Here is an 18673-nt window from a genome sequence, read left to right as displayed (position 1 = left end):
CGGCGGCATGCGAGAGATTCGATATCCGCTGCTGGTCGTGATCATCGGGGCACTGCTCGTGGGCTGCGGCACCGACGGGTCGTCCGGCACGGCGTCGCCGCAGGTGGTGTCGTCGTCGGCCACGTTGTCGCCGACCGGCGCCGACGCCACGCCCGTGGCGACCCCGGCCGGACCATCTCCGTCGAGCACGGCGCCGGAGACCTCACCACTGACCCGGGAGAAGCAGGCCGCCCTCGAGGCCGCCTTCGCCAAGCACTCCGAGCCCGACCTGGACAAGTGCACCGGGAGCACGCCGCTGACCAACCGAGCCTGCGGCCGGGAGCTCACCACCGCCAGCAAGGTCGCCAACGAGACCGTACGGCGGCTGCGAGCGTCGCAGCCGGAACACGCCACGCTGCTCTACGGTCCGATCTTCACCACCGCCACCCAACTACAGCAGGACATGCAGCGGTTACGTGACCCGATCCCCTGCTACGGCCTCAGCAAGGCACCACAACCCCCGCCGCAACTGGCGGCGGAGGCGCAGGCCATCTGCGCCGAGGCCGCCGACATTTTCAAGACCCGGTACCGGATCTTCATCACCCAGGTTCTCGCCTGACCGCGGAGGCGGTACGGGGCCGACGGCGGGAGCCGCCCGGGCCGGTCCGGCCCGATTCAGAGCCGGTACAGTTCGTCGGTCTCGTCGAGTTCACGCAGCAGAGCCGCCCGGCCGAACTCCGGACGGACCGTCCGGCGGAAGGCGGCCGGCACCGGCCGACCGGTCGCGGCGTAGAGGCGCTTGATCGCCGCGCCGGTCCCGCGGAGGTCCTCCAGCAGCCCCGGTTCGATCCGCTCGAACTCGGCCTCGATCAGCTCCGTGAGAGCCTCCACCACGCTCTGGTTGCGGTAGTCGGCGAGCATGACCAACAGTTCGTACAGCTCTCCGTCGACCACCACCGCCTGGGTGGCGCTGGCATCGTCCATAACCTCACGCTAGGGCGACCGGCGCCGGCACAGGCCCGGATCGGCACAGGTCGGGACCGCCGGGACCGGTGAGGCTGCCGGGATCGCCGTGGCGGGGCGGACGTGCCGGGAACCGCGTGCTGCATGATGCTCGGGTGACCGCGACCCAGGCGCAGGCCCCCGCCGCCGGACGCCGCCCCGGCACCGTGGTGCTGGAGGCGGTGCTGGAGCGGATCACCTACGCCAACGAGGAGACCGGCTACACCATCGCCCGGTTCGCCACCGAGCGCAGCGGCAGCGATCTGCTCACCGTCGTCGGCTCCCTGCTCGGGGTTCAGCCCGGGGAGAGCGTACGGCTGGTCGGGCGCTGGGGGTCACACCCGAGGTACGGGCGGCAGTTCGAGGTCGAGTCGTACACGACGGTGCTGCCGGCGACGATCCAGGGCATCGAGCGGTACCTCGGGTCCGGGCTCATCAAGGGCATCGGACCGAAGATGGCGACGCGGATCGTCGACCACTTCGGCGTCGACACCCTGCGGGTCATCGAGGAGGAGCCCGGCCGGCTCGTGGAGGTCCCCGGGCTCGGCCCGAAGCGCACGAAGATGATCGCCACCGCCTGGGCGGAGCAGCAGTCCATCAAGGAGGTGATGGTCTTCCTCCAGGGGGTCGGGGTCTCCACCTCGCTCGCGGTACGCATCTACAAGACGTACGGCGACGGCTCGATCTCGGTGGTCCGCAACGAGCCGTACCGGCTCGCCGCCGACGTCTGGGGCATCGGCTTCAAGACCGCCGACACCATCGCCCGGGGCGTCGGCATCCCGCACGACAGCCCGCAGCGGGTCAAGGCCGGCATCCAGTACACCCTCTCCGAGGCCGCCGACGCGGGCCACTGCTACCTGCCGGAGCCGAACCTCGTCGCGGACGCCGCCGAGATCCTCGGGGTGGGGCCGGAGCTGGTCCGCCGGTGTCTCGACGAGCTGGCCGCCGACGAGGGCGTGGTCCGGGAGGCGGTGCCGAACCCGACCGTCGAGGGCGGGAGCATACCGGCGGTCTACCTGGTGCCGTTCCACCGGGCCGAGACCGCGCTGGCGAACGGCCTGCTCCGGCTGCTGCGTACCTCGGCCGACCGGATGCCGGCCTTCGCCACCGTCGACTGGGACCGGGCGCTGGCCTGGCTACGTACCCGGACCGGGGCCGAGTTGGCGCCGGAGCAGGAGACCGCGGTACGGCTCGCGCTGACCTCGAAGGTCGCGGTGCTGACCGGCGGTCCGGGCTGCGGCAAGTCGTTCACGGTCTCGTCGGTCATCCAGCTCGCCGCCGCCAAGAAGGCGAAGATCGTCCTTGCCGCGCCCACCGGCCGGGCCGCGAAGCGGATGACCGAGCTGACCGGCCACCCGGCCGCCACCGTGCACCGGCTGCTGCAACTGCGGCCGGGCGGCGACCCGACCCACGACCGGGACAACCCGATCGACGCCGACCTGATCGTGGTCGACGAGGCGTCCATGCTGGACCTGATCCTGGCGAACAAGCTGATCAAGGCCGTACCGCCGGGAGCACACCTGCTGCTGGTCGGTGACGTCGACCAGCTTCCCTCGGTCGGGGCGGGCGAGGTGCTGCGGGACATCCTGGCCGCCGAGGCGGTGCCCCGGGTACGGCTGACGAAGATCTTCCGCCAGGCGCAGGAGTCCGGGGTGGTGGTGAACGCCCACCGGATCAACGCCGGGCAGTCGCCGATCCTCGGGGCGTACCCGGACTTCTTCCTCTTCCCGGTCGACGAGCCGGAGGCCACCGCCGAGCTGGTGGTCGACCTCGTGGCCCGCCGGATCCCCCGGAAGTTCGGCCTGCACCCGCGGGACATCCAGGTACTGACCCCGATGCACCGGGGGCCGGCCGGGGCCGGCAACCTGAACGTCGCGTTGCAGCAGGCGCTCGCCCCGTACCGGGAGGGACAGCCGGAGCGGCGACACGGTGCCCGGGTCTTCCGCGTCGGCGACAAGGTCATCCAGATCCGGAACAACTACGACAAGGGCGCGGCCGGGGTCTTCAACGGCACCGTGGGGGTGGTCACCGGGATCTCGGTCGAGCAGCGGCAGCTCACGGTCCGCACCGACGAGAACGAGGAGATCGAGTACGACTTCGACGAGCTCGACGAGTTGCAGCACGCGTACGCCATCACGGTGCACCGGTCGCAGGGGAGCGAGTACCCGGCGGTGGTCGTACCGGTGACCATCAGCTCCTACACGATGCTGCAACGGAACCTGCTCTACACGGCGGTGACCCGGGCCCGGAAACTGGTGGTGCTGGCCGGGTCACGCAGGGCGCTCGCCATCGCCGTCCGAACCGCCGGCACCGGACGCCGGCACACCGCCCTCACCCACCGGCTCGACACGCCCTGACCCCGCCGCGCCCACCGGTCCGGGCGCGATCGCCGACAGCGGTGGCGATGCTGGTCGACCGCTGCCACGCATTCGGTCGGCGCGTGACCGGCCGGTCGGGTCGGGCGGCGGGTGGCCGGGTCAGTCGGTCGACTCCTCGTCCCCGGGGTTCACCAGCATCACCCGGCGGCGCCGGGACAGGAAGACCAGCACGCCACCGACCAGCAGCACCCCGGTGCCGATCCCGGCGATCAGCCCCGCCTGGACGCCGGTCACCGGCAGCCCCTCGCCCGCACCGCCTCCGCCACCGTTCGGCGGCCCGGCCAGGTACGCCACGAACCCGTCCACGTTGTCCGCCGGGTCGGCGTCCTCGACCTCCCGGGCCGAGACCGCCCGGACGTTCTCCGGCAGGGCCGGCCCCCGGCCGCGCCTGCGGAGGGCGGGATCCGGATCGTCCATGGTGCCGAGTGCGGCGGCGTACAGCTCGCCCCCCTTCGCGACCAGCGGCCCGGGAGCGTCCTCCGCGACCCGGACCGGAAAGTAGACCCCGATGACCGCGGGAGGCGCGCCCGGTTCGGCGCCCCGACGCACCGGAACCAGAAGAAGCTGCTGGTAGTCACAGGTGACGGTGCGCCTGTCGGCGGTGTAGTCACAGCCGGGCTCGGCCTCGGCGAAGGTGACGTACCGCGGCAGCGTGACCCGGACCCGGAGGCCGTCGGCGACGGTGTCGCCGAGGTTGCCGACGATTCCGACCATCATGCTCTCGCCGCCCGGCGGCACCGGCGCGTCGGTTGGCTCGCCCGCCGCGGTCACCTGGTGGATGTCGTCGGCCTGGACCACCAGGTCGACCCCGACCGCCGGCGCCTCGACCTCGAAGCGGCCCGCGTTGTTGGCCGGGACCGGATCGCCCTCGGCGACGACGGTGACGGTGACCGAACCCGCCGGGCCGTGCCGGCCGGCGACCTTCGTCAGTGAGAACGGCAGCGGCCCGCGCCAGCGGTGCCCCGCGCCCAGTGCCGTCTCCCCGGGGCAGACGAGGCGCTCGCCGCCCAGCCGGCACCCGGGACCGAACCTGTCGCCAACCGTCACCACCTCGTCGTCGAGGCCACCGAGGTCGTACTCGACGTGCCAGCCGCCCGCCGGGCCCGGGCCGTGGTTCGTCACCACGACCTCGACATCGCGAAATGGTTCACCGAGGCTGACCCGCGATGCGGAGAGCGCCAACTCCAGGTCGCCGGGCTCGTCGGCGTGGGCGGCACCGCCGACCGCGATCATCGCGCCGGTGGTCAGCGTCGCGAGCAGGGCAACACCGGTACGCGTCCAGGCGCGCCGGGTACGCAGAATCATCGTGCCCCCGATGAGTAGGGAGTCGGAGTGGAATGACCCGCCGTACCGTACCGGCGATCGCCATTCTTCGCGACCCCGCCGCCAACGGTTTTCGGCGTATCCGCGAATCACCGAATTAGTCGACTGTGGACAGCGTGTCGATCACGGGATCGCGGGATGCTCCGGCGCGACGTCGGGCGATCGGATTGGTCGGCCGACCACTGTTCACGCGACGACGAGGATCATTTGGGAGGCCGGTTCTCGGCCGGAACGACATCGGTGGCCCGAGGACCGAAATCGCAAGGATCGTGTCGACAAGTCGACAGGAGGATGTCGCACGGGATGATACCCGCCGGCGCCCACGATCCCCCCGGTACGATCCGCGTGCCTCAACCCGCCGCGAGAACGAGTCCGCCGAGGACGCCGAGGATCAGGAACGGGCCGAAGGGCAGGTGGTCCCGCCAGGCAACCCGCCGGGCGGCGAGCAGCACCAGTCCGTAGAGTCCCGATCCGACGAAGGCCAGGACCAGCCCCGACACCACCACCGGCCACCCGAACCAGCCGAGCACGGCGACCGCGCCGAGCGCCAGCTTCGCGTCGCCGAGCCCGAAACCGCGCGCGCCGAACAGCACGGTGGTCAGGGCGAACAGCCCGGCCGCGCCGGCCCCGGCGAGCAGCGCCCGCCACCAGGCCGCGACCTCACCGCCCAGCAGCGCCGCGAGGCCGAACAGGGCCAGCGTGCCAGCCGCCGCGGCGTACGTGAGCCGGTCCGGCAGGCGGCGCACGGCCACGTCGACGAAGAACAGCGGTACGGCGCAGCCCACGAACCAGACGAGCGCCGCCGTCTCCGGCCACGGGCGCCCCGCCGCCGCCACGGCTGCCAGGGCAAGGAGCAGCACCACCTCCACGGCCAGCGGGGGCGGGCCGACCCGGCACCCGCAACCCGCGCAGCGGGCCAGCGGGGAGACCGCCCGGAGTGGACCGGCCGGGCCGATCGGCGTACCGCAGGTGTCGCAGCCGGATCGGCGGGGTTGGCCGAAGGGGACCGAATCCGCCACCGCCAGCCAGCGCAGCAGCGGGGCCCCGGTCAGGAGCAGCATCGGCCAACGCCGGATCCGCCGGGAGCGTTGGTTACGAAGCGTAACTACATGATCGCCAATAACGGATCTTCGCTCCCCCGCCGGATCCGGTCCGGGGTCCGGCCGAGGGGCGCGCGAGCGCGGCGCCACGGGGCCGGCACCGGCCACGGCCGGCCGCTCGGACCCGAGTACGGAAGCTGTCAGATCATCGTCATCCATGGCAATTCACCCCGAGGCGCCGGCACAATCGAACCCGAGACAACCGCGATCACCTGAGGTCGCCACTTTATCGATCACAGGCGACATATCGACTTCCGTCATACCGATCTGACTTTGATCAACAATGAAGATCGTAACCGTGGGTATTGTCTTGTCCCGCCTCTGTTGCATCGCCGTCGGCCAGCCTATGCTCGCCCCTTGAACGACGGACAACCGCCAGCGAAACCACTTCCAGATCAATCGGCGCAGCCCGACGGAAAAGCAAGATCGATTTAATCGACAGTGGACGCCCGTTGTGAGCCCGACCGAGCGCCCCGGGTCGGGCCGGCGGACGCCACATTCCGGTCGAGCCGTCGAAGGCCCGACACCGAATGGGCGGCCGGCACCGTCCCGGCCGGACGGAGCAGGAGGAGGAGAGACCGTTGCGGACCCGGCGATCGGCCACACTCCCGACCATCCTGCTCGCGATCGCCGCGTTGGCCCTCGACGCGGGCTGCGGCGACCGTGCCGGTTCCGCCGCCCCACCGGCCGACACCCGGGCGGCGGCGAGCCCGGATCCCCGGGTCGTCGAGGCCGAGCGCACCGCCCTCGCCGTCTACGCCGGCTACCTCGAAGCCCTGCGCAAGGCGGAGTCGGCCAGCGACCCCCACGATCCACGGTTGGCGAAGTACCTGGCTGATCCCCTGCTCACCCGGGTCAGGCTCACCATTCGCGACGCGAAGGAGCATGGCGCGATGCGTACCGGAAAACTCGTCTCCGACCCGACGGTGACCGAGGTCAGCCTCGACACCGTACCGCCCACCGTCTCGATCCAGGACTGCCTCGACTCCACCGGATACCGCCTCGTCTACCGCGCCGACCGGTCCGTGGTCCCAGGTTCCGAGGGCGGCCGGTACGTCGCCACCGTCACCGTGACCCGCTACCCCGACGGACAGTGGCTGATCAACGAGGGTGCCGTCCACAAGGGGCAGCCGTGCTGACCCGGCGGGCCCGGGGCACCCGGGCCGCGACGCTGCTGGCGCCGGCCGCCACGCTGGTACTGGTGCTGGCCGCCACGCTGGCGGTGACCGCCGGCCCGGCCGTCGCCGAACCCGACGCCGAGTGCCCACCCGGTCAGCACAACTGCAACGTCTGGGACAACGAGGACGGCAACGCGGGCGGGGACGGTGGCGGCGGCAGCCCGGGCGGATCGAACGGCGGCAGCGGCGGCAACCGGGTCTGTAAGAAGGACGACGGCACGGTCGTTCCCTGCTACGACGACCTCCGCGGCTGGTTCAACAGCGCCGACGACTGCTACTACAAGCTCGCCGACAGGCAGCCGCCGGAGACCCCGGCCGGGATGAGCGCGTACATCCGGACGTGCAGCAACGGCCCGGCCAGCTCAGAGATGGTCTTTCTGGCGGACCCGCCGCCTGGCTTCGACCCGCCCGACCCCCGGCAGCTGGCCCTCGACCTGCTGGCCTCGGTGCCGCTGGCCGCGCCGGCCATCCGGACCGCGCCCGACGACGCGCCCGGCCTGGTCGGCGTTCCGGTCTGGCTGTACGACGCGTCGTCCTGGGAGCCGGTGCCGGCGAGCGACTCCGAGGGCGGGGTCAGCGTCTGGATCGAGGTCGTCCCGACGTCGATCGTCTGGACCATGGGCGACGGCGAGACCCTGACCTGCGAGTCTCCGGGAGTCCGGTTCCGGGCCGGCGTCCACGACCCGCGGCGTCCGCCGCGCGACGCCTGCACCCACACCTACGCCCGACCGAGCGACGACGAGGCCGGCGGCACGTACGAGATCACTGCGGTCAAGCACTTCACCGTCCGGTGGGGCAGCAGCATCGGCGGCGACGAGGAGCCGCTCGCCGCGCGGTCGGCGGTGGCCGAGGACTCGATCCAGATCGACGAACTTCAGGTGGTGACGCGGTGACGGTGGCGACCACGACCAGCACGGGCGGGCCGGTCGACGCGCCGGTCACCCCGCCCCGGATCGTCCGACAGCGCCGGATGCGGCCGGGCCTGCTCGGCCTCGCCGTCCTGCTGATCGCGCTCGGCGGGCTCGGCTCGGCGTTCGCGGTCACCTCGGTCCGCGCCACCGGCGCCTACCTGGCGGTCGCGCGTACCGTACCGGTCGGCACCGCACTAAGCGCCGACGACCTGGTGACCGTACAGGTCGCCGGCGGCCAGGGGCTCGACCCGGTGCCGGCGGACCGGATCGGCGAGGTGCTCGGCAAGCGGGCGCTGGTGACGCTGGTCCCCGGCACCCTGCTGACGATGGCGCAGGTCACCGACAAGCCGCTGCTCGAACCCGGGCAGCAGCAGATCTCCCTCGGCCTCGCGCCGAGCGAGGTGCCGGCGAAACGGCTCCGCCCGGGCGACAGGGTGCTGCTGCTCAGCACGCCGGGACGGAACGGCGACCCGGACGCCCCGCCGACCCGCTTCCAGGCCACGGTCATCGACATGGCCACCCCCACGAACAACTCCGTGGTGCTCTACCTCGCGCTGGCGGCCCGGGACGTGCCGGCGGTGGTGGCGCTGGCCAGCAGTGATCGGCTCGCGGTCGTCCTCAACGCGGCAGCCTGACCATGGCCATCATCGCCCTCGTCTCGGCCAAGGGGTCACCGGGGGTCACCACGACCGCCCTCGCCTGCACCCTGAGCTGGCACCACCGGGTGGTGCTCGCCGAGTGCGACCCCGCCGGCGGCTCGATCATGGCCGGCTACCTCGCCGGGGCGCTGCCCGGGCCGCGCGGCCTCGGTGAGCTGGCCGTCGGTGAGTTGCGCGACGGCAACCTGGAGGAGACGTTCTGGTCGCAGCTCGTCGACCTCGACGCGCCCAAACGGGAACGGCTGCTGCTCCCCGGCGTCGTCGACCCGGCCCAGGCCGGCAGCGTGATCCCGCTCTGGCAGCGCTTCGCCGACTTCTTCGCCGCGCTCGGCAGGGGCCGACCGGCCTACGACGTGATCGTCGACTGCGGGCGTCTGCACGTCGTCGGCACCCCCTGGCCGATCCTGCGCGCCGCCGACGTCGTCCTGATCGTCACCGCCGCCCGGCTGCCCAGCCTCTCCAGCAGCCAGGCGACGATCCGGGCGATCGAGCGGGACTTCGCCGAGCACCGGGTCCCGGCCGGCTCGCTGCGACTGCTGCTGGTCGGCGACGGACACAGCCGCGGCGAGGTCAGCAAGGCGCTGCGGCTGCCGGTGATCGAGCACCTGCCGCACGATCCGCGTACCGCCGAGGTGCTCAGCCACGGCGGCACCGTCCGCAGCGGACGTCCGCTGATGCGCGCGGCCGGCGCCCTGGAGGTACCGGTCCGGGCGCTGCTCGACCGCCGGCGGGCGCGGCTGGGCTGGCCCGCCGCCCAGGAGGTGCCCGATGCGGTGTGACCTGGTCTCCCCGGAGGTGCCGGATGCGGTTTGAGCCGGTCTTCCACGATCCCCGTCCCCGGGACCCGGCCGCCGGGCCGACCTGGCAGACGGTGCCGCACAACGGCCACCCGCACCCGGGAACCGTCACCGCCGGCACCCCGCCGTACGTCGTGGTGCCGCACCTGCCGGCGCCGCAGCCGGCCCCGGCGCCGGCGGCACCGCCCCGACAGGTCGACTTCACGGTGGTCCGCGAGCTGCGCCGGGAGCTGAGCGAGCGGCTCGCCGCCTGGCAGCGCGGTCGGGAGTTCACCACCGAGGACGAGGACCGGGAGCGGAACCGGATCGCCGCGGCAGTGGTCGCCGAGTACGCCGACTCCGTCCGTCGGGCCGGCACCCCGATGTCGGCGGCCGAGGAGCGGCTGCTGCTCGACCAGGTCAACGCCGAACTGGTCGGGCTGGGCCGGTTGCAGAGCCTGCTCGTCGACGACTCGATCGAGGAGGTGCACATCCTCGGCTGTGACCTGGTGCGGATCACCCGACGCGGCGGCGCCGTCGACTGGGGCGATCCGATCGCCGACAGCGACGAGGAGATGGTCGAGATCCTCCAGGCGGCGGCCCGGCGGGCCGGCGCCACCGAACGCTCCCTCTCCACCTCGAAGCCGACCCTCGACCTGCAGCTGCCGGACGGCAGCCGGCTCGCCGCGGTCTACCTGGTCAGCCACCGCCCGTACGCGGTGATCCGCCGGCACAACACCCTCGAGGTCTCCCTCGACGACATCGCGGGCGGGCGGGCCGACCTGGACGAGATGATCGACGTCCTGATCCGGGACTTCCTGCGGGCCGCGATGCGGGCGGGGCTGAACATCATGGTGGCCGGGCTCGCCGGCGCGGGGAAGACCACGGTGATCCGGGCCCTGATGGACGAGATTCCGCCCGACGAGCCGTACGTGCTGCTGGAGGAGAGCCGGGAACTGCTGCCCGCCCGACGCCGGCACCGGCACCGGGCGGTGATGAGCTTCGAGTCCCGGGAGGGGCACGGCGACCGGGGTCCCGACGGACGGCCCGCCGGCGAGGTGACCATCGCCGACCTGATCCCGCTGGCGCTGCGGATGGGCGTGCTCCGGATCATCGTCGGCGAGGTCCGCTCCCGGGAGATCGTGCCGATGCTCCAGGCGATGACGACCAGCCGGGGCTCGATGTGCACCATCCACGCCCGTACCCCGGCCGGGGTCAGCGAGCGGATCATCGAGCTGGCCCTGTCGCACGGCCGGGAGATGACCGTCGAGCAGGCCCGACGGATGGCCGGCAACGCGCTCGACCTGATCGTCTACGTCACCATCGAGGACGAGACCGCGATCGGTGGTCGCAAACACCGCTTCGTCTCACACGTCGAGGAGGTGATCGGCGTTGGCGAGGGCAGCCGGATCACCACCACCACGGTCTTCGGGCCGGGGCCGGACGGACGGGCGATCCCCCGGCACCTGCCGGAGCGGATCCGCGACCAGTTGCTCCGGGTCGGGTACGACGCCCGGTTGCTGACCCGGTACATCGAGGCCGGTACCGGCGCCTGGCGTCGTCCCCGGCACAGTCTTCTGGGCCGGCAGCGATGACCGCACCCGTTTTCCCCGCTCCGGCTCCCACCTCCCTCGTCGGGCCGGGGGTCGCCCGGCCGGAAGGGCCGGAAGGCGCTGCCCGGGGGCGGCACCGCCATGGCCGACGGAGTCGGAGGGGAAGACCGTGACCCTGCCGTCGAACGTCGAGCTGATCGCCGTCGGATCCGGCGCCGCCTGCGTCGCCGGGCTGGTCCTTGCCGTGGTCGCGATCGTCGGGACCACCCGGCCGGCCCGCCCGGGTCCCGGCCCCGGACTGCGGCGGCTCTGGCAGGGCAGCGGCACCACCGCGCGGGAACGTCGGGCGTACCAGAGCCTCCTCGTCGGCGCGCTCCTGGCCGGCGCGGTGGCGTTCCTGCTCACCGGGCTGCCCGTGGTCGGCCTGCTGGTCGCGATCGCGGTACCCGGAGCGCCGTGGCTGTTCACCACGGGTCGGGCCGAACGGCGGGCGATCAACCGGATCGAGGCGATCGGCGAGTGGACCCGCCGGCTCCGGGACGTCTCCGGCACCGGGCAGGGGCTGCAACAGGCGATCATCGGGACCGCCGCCACCGCGCCGGAGCAGATCGACGAGGAGGTACGCCTGCTCGCCGCCCGCCTGGCGGCCGGCTGGCACGGCCGGACCGCGCTGCTCGCCTTCGCCGACGAGATCGGCGACCCGGTCTGCGACCAGGTCGTGGCGGCGCTGATCCTGCACCTGACCGACCGGGGCGAGCGGCTCGGCGACGTCCTCGGGGCGATCGCGAACGCGGCGGCCGCCGAGGTGATCACGCGGCGCGAGGTGGAGGCGAAGCGGGCGCAACCGCGCTTCGCGGTCCGCTTCCTGACCGGGATGACCCTGCTGGTGCTCGCGTACGGGCTGGTCAACGCCGACTACATGCGCCCGTACGGCACCCCGACCGGCCAGCTGGTGATGGTGCTGCTCGGTACCGCGTTCGTCGGCCTGCTCGCCTGGGCCCGGGCGATGAGCCTGCCCCCGCGGCCCGCACGGTTCCTCGCCCCGCCCAGCGGCGAGGAGGTCGCCACGGAAGGCAGGGCCGGATGAGCACGCCGGACGAGCGGGGCCGGCCGAGCGAGCCCGGAGCGCGCGGCGGACGGCACCCGTCGCACGAGCCGCATCGGCGGGCCGCGAGGTCCGGAGTGGAGGGAGGAGCCACGTGATCCTCAACGGGCATCTCGCGGTCAGTGTGCTCGGCGGCGGGGCGGTCGGGCTCGGCGTGTTCCTGCTGGTCCGGGAGGCGATGCCGGCCACCCCCGCCCTCGGTCCCGCGCTGCGCCGGCTGCACCCGCCCACGGGGCTGACCCGGCCCGGGTCCAAGGGGCGCGACCTGGAGTGGCTAAGCGGGCTCACCCGCTGGGTACGTCCACCCCAGCGGCAGCTCGCCCTGCTCGGCCAGACCCCGGAGCAGTACACGCTGTCCCTGGTGCTGTCCGCCCTGGTCGGTCTGGCCGCCCCCGCCGTGTCGACCGCGATCCTCGTCGCGGCCGGCATCCGGCCACCGATCGCGGTGCCGACCGTCGGGGCACTCGGCTTCGCCCTCGTCGCCGTCCTGCTGGCGCACCGCAGCGTGTTGACGCGGGCCGAGCGGGCCCGCCGCGAGTTTCGGCAGGCCGTCTGCGCCTACCTGGACCTGGTGGCGTTGCAGCTCGCCGCAGCGCACGGGCCGGTGCAGGCGCTGGAGCGGGCCGCCGAGGTCTGCGACGGTTGGGTCTTCGAACGGATCCGCGAGGCCCTGCGGATCGCACAGTTGCAGATGCACTCCCCCTGGGCGGAGCTGCGCGAGCTCGCCGAACGGATCGGGGTCCCGGAACTCGGTGACGTCGGCGCCATCATGCAGTCCTCCGGGACCGAGGGCGCCCAGGTACACGACTCGTTGCGAGGCCGCGCCGACTCGCTGCGGGACCAGATCCGTACCGACAACCTGGCCCGGGCCGAGGCGGTGACCAGCCGGCTCGACATCCCGGGCGCCCTGCTCGTCTTCGTCCTGATCGGCTTCATGATCTATCCCTTCATGGCCCGCCTGTGACCCGCCACACATCCAACCCGAGAAGGTGCCACATGATCGCCATCGTCTACCTGCACACCGCGTGGAAGGCGCGTCTCGCCGCATTGCGCCGGTACGGGGACCGGGGCGACAGCCCGGTGCCCACCGCCGTCATCATCTTCGGGCTGGTCGCCGTGGCCATGGCGGTCACCGCCCTGGCCCTGGGCGTGGCCGAGGACTGGATGGACCAGATCCCCGAGCCCACCGACCCGGGCGCGGGCGACGAGGCCGGAGTCGAGTGACCCGTGCCGCGCCCGCCCAGCCGCCGACTCCCGCGCCGCGGCCCGGCCGGACCGGTCCCGGGCCGGCGTCCGCGCGCGGGGGTCGGGGACCGGATCGGAGGTGCGCGGCGGGACCGGGGAGCGAATCCGGTCGAGCTCGCCGTCCTGATGCCGGCCATCCTCGTCCTGCTCTTCGCCTCCATCCAGACCGCCGCCTGGTTCATCGCCCGGGCCACGGCGTTGCACGCGGCCCAGGCCGCGGTCAGCGCCCAACGGACCTACCGGGCGGAGGAGGGTGCCGGTGTCGAGCGCGCGGAGGACTTCCTGAACCGCGCCGGGGACTGGCTGGCCAGCTGGGAGGTGACGGTGACCGGCCCGGGGCCGGGCGGCGAGCGGGTGAGTGCCACCGTGACCGGCCATCCGCTGCGGGTGGTGCCGCTGGTGCCGCTGCCCGGGATCAGCGAGACGGCCTTCGGCACGGTCGAGCGGTTCACCGAGGCGGGATCGCCGTGACCGGCGGGTCGAGCCGGGGGCGGCGTCGGGTGGACCGTGGCTCGGTCTCGATCGAGGTGGCGGTCCTCGCCCCGGCCTTCCTGGCCCTCATCGTGCTCGCCGGCGTGGCCGGCCGGACCGCCGTGGCGGACGAGGCGATCGAGGCCGTGGCGCACGACGCCGCCCGGGCCGCGTCGATCTCCCGGACCGCCGACGCCGCCCGGACGGCGGCCGAGGAGGCCGTCCGGGCCGGGCTCCGGTGGCGGGGACTCTCCTGCGCCGAGCCACCGCTGCCCACCCTCACCGGTACGGTCGACGGCACACCCACCAGCCTCGACGAGGCGTTCGCCACCGCCCCCGGCACGGACGCCGCGGTCGTCGTGACCGTCTCCTGCGACGTGGACGTCCGGGACCTGTGGCTGCCGCAGCTCTCGCCGATGCCGGCGTACACCACGGTCGAGGCGACGTTCGTCTCCCCACTGGACCGCTACCGCGCTCGGGAGACGCCATGACCGGCCGCCTCGACCGGGACGCGGGACGGGTGAGCCTCTTCCTGGTGATCGCCATGATCGGCGTACTGGCGATCATCGCGCTGGCGTACGACGGCGCGGGCCAACTTCGGACGATGCAGCGCGCCGACAACCTGGCGGCCGAGGCCGCACGCGCCGGCGGTCAGGCCGTCGACCTCCAACAACTGCTCGAGGACGGGAGCACGGTCCTGGAGGAGGACGCGGCCCGGGCCGCGGTCGACAGCTACCTGCGTGGCGTGGACGACGTCACGGAGTGGGACGTCCAGATCGAGACGGTCGATGGCGTCCCCCGGCTGACGGTGGAACTCGCGATCACCTATGACCGGGCCTTCCTGGACCTCTTCAGCTTCGCCGACACCGTCTCGGTTCCCGGCACCGCCACCGCGACACTCCTCACCACGTCAAACCGCTGAATAGGGGGCACTGCCATGCCTGGATCGCGGACGGCCCACCGGGCCGGTCGACTGGCCGCCGGCCTCGGCGCGTTGATCATCCTGGTCGGACTCCTGGCGGGTGCGCCGATCGCCCTGCTGACCTTCGCCGGCAACCCGCTCCCCGACCACGTGCCCACCCTCGGCGAACTCGGCACCGTGCTGACGAGCCGGGACGACGGACAGCTCTTCCTGCGGGCGCTGGCCCTCGTCGGCTGGGCAGGGTGGGCGACCTTCGCGCTCTCCGTACTCGTGGAGGTGCCGGCCCGGATCCTTCGCCGACCCGCGATCCGGCTGCCTGGGTTGGGCCGTCAGCAGCGCTGGGCCGCGGCGTTGGTCGGCTCGGTCGCCCTGGCCCTGGTCGCGAGCCCGGCGGCGGCCGTCACCGCGACGGCGGCCGGGCCCGCGGTGACGACGAGCGCCCCGCCGTCGACCGGGCCGGCGGCCACACCGGCCAGCACGGCGACCACACCGGTGAGCCCCGGCGTCACACCGTCCGGTCCGGCACCACACTGGCTCGCCCCCCGACCCTCCGGACCGGCACCGCACTGGCTCGCCGCCCCGGCCACCCCGGCCGAGCGGTCCGGCCGGCCAGAGCCGGTCTACCGGGTCGAGAAGGGGGACTACCTCGGGCACATCGCCGATCGGTACCTCGGTGACTTCGACCGGTACCCGGAGCTGGCCCGGCTCAACAAGATCCGTAACCCGGACCGCATCCATCCGGGCCAGATGCTGCGCCTCCCCGAGTCAGCCGAGGACCGGGGCGTACGCGAGCACGCCACCGGGCTGGTCGCGACCCCGCCGGCGCCCGGCGGCCCGGAGGAGGACAGCAGGCGCCGCAGCCAGCCGAACCCGGACCAGCCGGAGCAGAAGGGCGGGGAGTCACGCACCGACGGTGTCCGGCCAGACGTGACGCCACCGGCGAAGGGCTCCGGGCCCGGTCAGTGGCAGCCGTCGGCCCCGGCTCACGCCCCGTCCGCGGCCCCGACGCCCGGCCCGCACTCCGGCACCGGTGGCGACGACCGCACCACGTACGTGGCCGGTGCCCCGGCCGAGGACGCGACGGACGAGGTCAACCGACCGCTCGCGGTCTCGGCGGTGCTCGCGGTGGCGGGCATGGTCGGCGCGCAGCTCGGCACGGTCTTCGGGCTGCGCGGCCGGTCGGCCCGGCGCCCCACCGCCACCAGCGGCCGGCACCGCCTCCGCGACTGAGCCCCGGCCAGCGCCGTCCTCAGCCCGACGCCCGCTCCGGCCCGGGCTCGTCGCGCACGGGCACAGCCTCCCCCGGTGCGTCGCCCGGTGGTGCCAGGAGACCGGCCAGGAGCGTACGGGTCAGGGAGGCCGCGAAGCTCCTCCGGGCGTCCTCGTCGTCCGGCCGGTCGACGAAGTGACAGAGGAAGGCCCGCTGGAAGCAGGCGCCGAGCAGGAGCGCCGCGGCGGCCTGCGGGTCGGCATCGGGCCGGATGCCGCCCTGGTGCTGCTCCGCGACGAGGTAGTCGGCCAGGGTGTCCACGACGTGCTGCGGACCGATGCCGTACCGGCGCAGCGCCTCGCGGTGCGCGGCGAGCAGCTCCGGTTCGGAGAAGAGCGACGCCCCGATCGGGAAGGTGTGGTGGTAGAAATCGACGGCCGCCCGGGCGACCTCCTCCAGCGTCTCCCGCAGCAGGCCCCGCCCGACCCGCTGGCGCAACCCGTCGAACATCGCCACGGGGCTGTTCGGGGTGCGTTCCGACAGCACGGCGAGAAACAGGTCGGCCTTGTCCCGGAAGTACTTGTACAGCGCGGCCTCGGAGCAGCCGGCCGCCCTGGCGATCTCCTTGGTGGTCGTGCGGGCGAGACCCCGGGTCCGCATCACGTGCGCGGCCGCGTCGAGTATCCGGTCGCGGGTGCTCATCGACACCTCCGGGCGCGGGTAGGCGAGCGCGCCCAGTATAGTGAGTGATCATTTACTCAACGTGGGCGAGAAGACCCCACGGGCGCGGGCCGGTCGCGGCGTGAGCCGAGGCGAGCCGGGGTCCGGGCCGGTCAGGGCAGGCGGACCTGAAGGACCCCGCCGACCACCCGGGTGGGCAACGCCTGCTGGTCGGTGCCGGCCGGGCCGCGCACCACCTCGCCCCCGTCAAGCCGGAAGGTGCTGCCGTGCCACGGGCACGTCACGCAGGCATGGCCGTCCACCGTCACCAGTTCCCCCTCACCGAGCGGGCCGCTCTGGTGGGAACACCGCTCGAGCAGGACGCTGACCCGATCGCCCTCCCGGTAGACCAGTACCGGCACGTCGTCGATCCGGCGGGTCAGCAGCGTCCGTTCCGGGAGCGCGGCCAGGTCCGCCACCGGGTGCCAGCCGTCGGACATCAGACGCAGGTCGGGAACGCCGTGGTTGACCTGCGCCGCCTGCCGGTACGCCAGGTGCCCGCCGAGAAACCCGCCGCCGCCGGCCGCGGCCAGGCCGGCGAAGCCGAGGCTACGACCGATGCCGTGCCGGCCGGTGAGCCGGGCGGCGAGCGAGCCGGCGTAGCACAGCAGACCGACGGCGTTCGCGGCGGCGTGCACCAGGCCGACCCGGCGCTGTTCCCGGGCGAGCGCCGCCCAGTCGTTCGCGCCGGCGACGGCGGCGGGCAGCGCGGACGCCGTACCGATCGCGACGAGGGTGGTGGCGGCACGGCGCTGACCGGGCAGCAGGTCGAGGACGGCCGCGCTGATCCAGGCGCCGAGCGGTACCTGCACCAGGGCCGGGTGCAGCGGATGACCCAGCCACACCCCGTGCAGGACGTCCCGGACCCGCTGCGGGCGCAGCACGGCGAGCACCCCGCGCTGGAGTCGGTCGCCGATCCGGTCCAGTTCGGCAGCCTGTTCGAGTCGGGTCAGTAGTGCACGCACCCGACCGCGTTACCCGCCGCGACGACCGGCAAACCTCGCGGGCTTCGACAGCACAGGTCGGACCGGTACACTTCGGGCGCGTCGCCGGCATGTCGCCGGGCGGGCCGGGTAGAACGACAGGCATGCGGATCGCGATCACCGGGGCCACCGGCAACGTCGGCACCGCGCTGCTGCGCCGACTCTCCGCGGAGCCGGACATCGAGGTGATCGGCATCGTCCGACGCCGCCCACAACCGGACGCGGGGCCGCCGTACGACGGGGTGGAGTGGCACGCCGCCGACCTGTCCGATCCGGCCTGCCTGCACCCGCTCGCCGACCGCCTCGCCGGGCTTGATGCGGTGGTGCACCTGGCCTGGCAGTTCCATCCCGGTCGCCAGCCGACACCGCCACGGCGTACCAACCTCAACAGCCTCCGACACGTCCTCAACGCGATGCTCGCCGCCGACGTACCGAGGCTGGTGTACGCGTCGTCGGTCGCGGCCTACGCGCCCGGGCCGAAGGACCGGCGTGTCGACGAGAGCTGGCCGACGGCCGGGATCGGCCGGCGCTCCGGCTACAGCGTCGACAAGGCGGCGGCCGAGGCGATGCTCGACGCCGCCGAGCGGGACTACCCGAGCCTGCGGGTGGTACGGCTCCGCCTGCCCCTGGTCGTCCAGCGCGAGGCCGGTGCCGAGGTGGCCCGGCAGTTTCTCGGTCGACTCGTCCCGATCCCCCTGGTCCGGAACGGTCGGATCCCGGTGGTGCCCCGCCACCGCCTGCTCCGGGCCCAGGTCGTGCACGCCGACGACGCCGCGGAGGCGTTTCTGCGGGTGCTGCGCAGCGACCGCACCGGAGCCTTCAACATCGCCGCCGAACCGGTCCTCGACGGGCGGCTGATCGCCGCCGAGTTCGGCGGCCTGGCTGCGCCGCTGCCGCTGCCCCTGCTCCGGCTGCTGGCGCGGACCGCCGGGCGGAGCCGCCTGGTCCCCGCCGGCGAGAGCTGGCTGGAACTGAGCGCCGCCGTTCCCCTGCTGGACTGTTCCCGGGCCGAACGCGAGTTGGGCTGGCGGGCCCGGCACGACGCCCGGGACGCCCTGCGTGACCTGCTCGCCGGCATCGCCGCCGGGTCCGGCGCCGACAGCCCGCCGATGCGGCCCCGGCAGCAGGCCGCCTAGTGCCGCAGCGGTACGGCCCAAC

The 18673-nt window shown here is 73.5% G+C and carries 20 protein-coding genes; 15 read left to right on the top strand and 5 right to left on the bottom strand.

Annotation, left to right across the window (positions count from 1 at the left end; genetic code table 11):
* The first annotated feature begins 7 nt into the window (after positions 1-7).
* On the top strand, positions 8-598 hold the full coding sequence (locus EF879_RS02650; protein ID WP_123554250.1) for a hypothetical protein: 591 nt from the start codon (positions 8-10) through the stop codon (positions 596-598).
* 56 nt (positions 599-654) lie between these two features.
* On the opposite strand, the gene EF879_RS02645 is transcribed toward EF879_RS02650, so the two are convergent.
* On the bottom strand, positions 655-963 hold the full coding sequence (locus tag EF879_RS02645; RefSeq protein ID WP_123554248.1) for a hypothetical protein: 309 nt from the start codon (positions 961-963) through the stop codon (positions 655-657).
* A gap of 134 nt (positions 964-1097) precedes the next feature.
* Between EF879_RS02645 and EF879_RS02640 the strand changes: the two genes are divergently transcribed.
* Positions 1098-3338, top strand: a complete 2241-nt coding sequence (locus tag EF879_RS02640; protein WP_233604179.1) for an ATP-dependent RecD-like DNA helicase — start codon at positions 1098-1100, stop codon at positions 3336-3338.
* 120 nt (positions 3339-3458) lie between these two features.
* On the opposite strand, the gene EF879_RS02635 is transcribed toward EF879_RS02640, so the two are convergent.
* Positions 3459-4664 (bottom strand): hypothetical protein, encoded by a 1206-nt coding sequence (locus EF879_RS02635; RefSeq protein ID WP_123554246.1) that lies wholly within the window; start codon positions 4662-4664, stop codon positions 3459-3461.
* Positions 4665-5032: 368 nt separating this feature from the next.
* Positions 5033-5743, bottom strand: a complete 711-nt coding sequence (locus tag EF879_RS02630) for an A24 family peptidase (RefSeq protein WP_123554244.1) — start codon at positions 5741-5743, stop codon at positions 5033-5035.
* A 620-nt stretch (positions 5744-6363) separates the two neighbouring features.
* Between EF879_RS02630 and EF879_RS02625 the strand changes: the two genes are divergently transcribed.
* The 12 genes from EF879_RS02625 (at position 6364) to EF879_RS02570 (ending at position 15832) form a co-directional block, all read left to right on the top strand.
* Positions 6364-6921 carry a hypothetical protein gene (locus EF879_RS02625; RefSeq protein ID WP_123555288.1) on the top strand — a complete coding sequence of 186 codons (558 nt, stop codon included), beginning with the start codon at positions 6364-6366 and terminating at the stop codon, positions 6919-6921.
* The gene (locus EF879_RS02620; RefSeq protein ID WP_123554242.1) at positions 6915-7853 is read left to right on the top strand and encodes a hypothetical protein; all 939 of its coding nucleotides are present in this window, start codon (positions 6915-6917) and stop codon (positions 7851-7853) included. Before EF879_RS02625 ends, EF879_RS02620 begins: the two co-directional genes overlap by 7 nt.
* On the top strand, positions 7850-8506 hold the full coding sequence (locus tag EF879_RS02615; RefSeq protein WP_199736101.1) for an SAF domain-containing protein: 657 nt from the start codon (positions 7850-7852) through the stop codon (positions 8504-8506). The genes EF879_RS02620 and EF879_RS02615 overlap by 4 nt, the downstream gene beginning before the upstream one ends.
* Before the next feature lie 2 nt (positions 8507-8508).
* Complete coding sequence (locus EF879_RS02610; RefSeq protein WP_123554240.1) at positions 8509-9309, top strand: ParA family protein; 801 nt, start codon at positions 8509-8511, stop codon at positions 9307-9309.
* Between the two features lie 23 nt (positions 9310-9332).
* Positions 9333-10901, top strand: coding sequence for a CpaF family protein (locus tag EF879_RS02605; protein ID WP_123554238.1), 1569 nt, complete (start codon positions 9333-9335; stop codon positions 10899-10901).
* Between the two features lie 133 nt (positions 10902-11034).
* On the top strand, positions 11035-11946 hold the full coding sequence (locus EF879_RS02600; protein WP_123555284.1) for a type II secretion system F family protein: 912 nt from the start codon (positions 11035-11037) through the stop codon (positions 11944-11946).
* Positions 11947-12061: 115 nt separating this feature from the next.
* Positions 12062-12928: a type II secretion system F family protein gene (locus EF879_RS02595; RefSeq protein WP_233604235.1), complete on the top strand. Its 867-nt coding sequence runs from the start codon at positions 12062-12064 to the stop codon at positions 12926-12928.
* 32 nt (positions 12929-12960) lie between these two features.
* Positions 12961-13188: a hypothetical protein gene (locus EF879_RS02590; protein WP_123554236.1), complete on the top strand. Its 228-nt coding sequence runs from the start codon at positions 12961-12963 to the stop codon at positions 13186-13188.
* A 3-nt stretch (positions 13189-13191) separates the two neighbouring features.
* Positions 13192-13680, top strand: coding sequence for a TadE/TadG family type IV pilus assembly protein (locus EF879_RS02585; protein WP_370375436.1), 489 nt, complete (start codon positions 13192-13194; stop codon positions 13678-13680).
* Between the two features lie 29 nt (positions 13681-13709).
* The gene (locus EF879_RS02580; protein ID WP_233604178.1) at positions 13710-14171 is read left to right on the top strand and encodes a TadE/TadG family type IV pilus assembly protein; all 462 of its coding nucleotides are present in this window, start codon (positions 13710-13712) and stop codon (positions 14169-14171) included.
* Complete coding sequence (locus EF879_RS02575; RefSeq protein ID WP_123554235.1) at positions 14168-14602, top strand: pilus assembly protein TadG-related protein; 435 nt, start codon at positions 14168-14170, stop codon at positions 14600-14602. The genes EF879_RS02580 and EF879_RS02575 overlap by 4 nt, the downstream gene beginning before the upstream one ends.
* Positions 14603-14617: 15 nt before the next feature.
* Entirely contained in the window at positions 14618-15832 is a 1215-nt protein-coding gene (locus tag EF879_RS02570; RefSeq protein ID WP_123554233.1) for a LysM peptidoglycan-binding domain-containing protein, read from the top strand.
* Positions 15833-15851: 19 nt separating this feature from the next.
* Here EF879_RS02570 and EF879_RS02565 read toward each other — a convergent pair whose 3' ends face one another.
* Both EF879_RS02565 and EF879_RS02560 read right to left on the bottom strand, forming a co-directional pair.
* The gene (locus tag EF879_RS02565) at positions 15852-16514 is read right to left on the bottom strand and encodes a TetR/AcrR family transcriptional regulator (protein WP_123555276.1); all 663 of its coding nucleotides are present in this window, start codon (positions 16512-16514) and stop codon (positions 15852-15854) included.
* 131 nt (positions 16515-16645) lie between these two features.
* Positions 16646-17497 (bottom strand): Rieske (2Fe-2S) protein, encoded by an 852-nt coding sequence (locus tag EF879_RS02560; protein ID WP_123554231.1) that lies wholly within the window; start codon positions 17495-17497, stop codon positions 16646-16648.
* Between the two features lie 122 nt (positions 17498-17619).
* Here EF879_RS02560 and EF879_RS02555 point away from each other — a divergent pair, with 122 nt between their 5' ends.
* Positions 17620-18651, top strand: a complete 1032-nt coding sequence (locus EF879_RS02555) for an NAD-dependent epimerase/dehydratase family protein (RefSeq protein ID WP_158624096.1) — start codon at positions 17620-17622, stop codon at positions 18649-18651.
* Positions 18652-18673 lie beyond the last annotated feature (22 nt).

The sequence above is a fragment of the Micromonospora sp. HM5-17 genome (genome assembly GCF_003762835.1).
Classification (GTDB): domain Bacteria; phylum Actinomycetota; class Actinomycetes; order Mycobacteriales; family Micromonosporaceae; genus Plantactinospora.
Note: the sequence above shows the minus strand (reverse complement) of the source record. Positions and strands in the feature narration are given on the sequence as shown.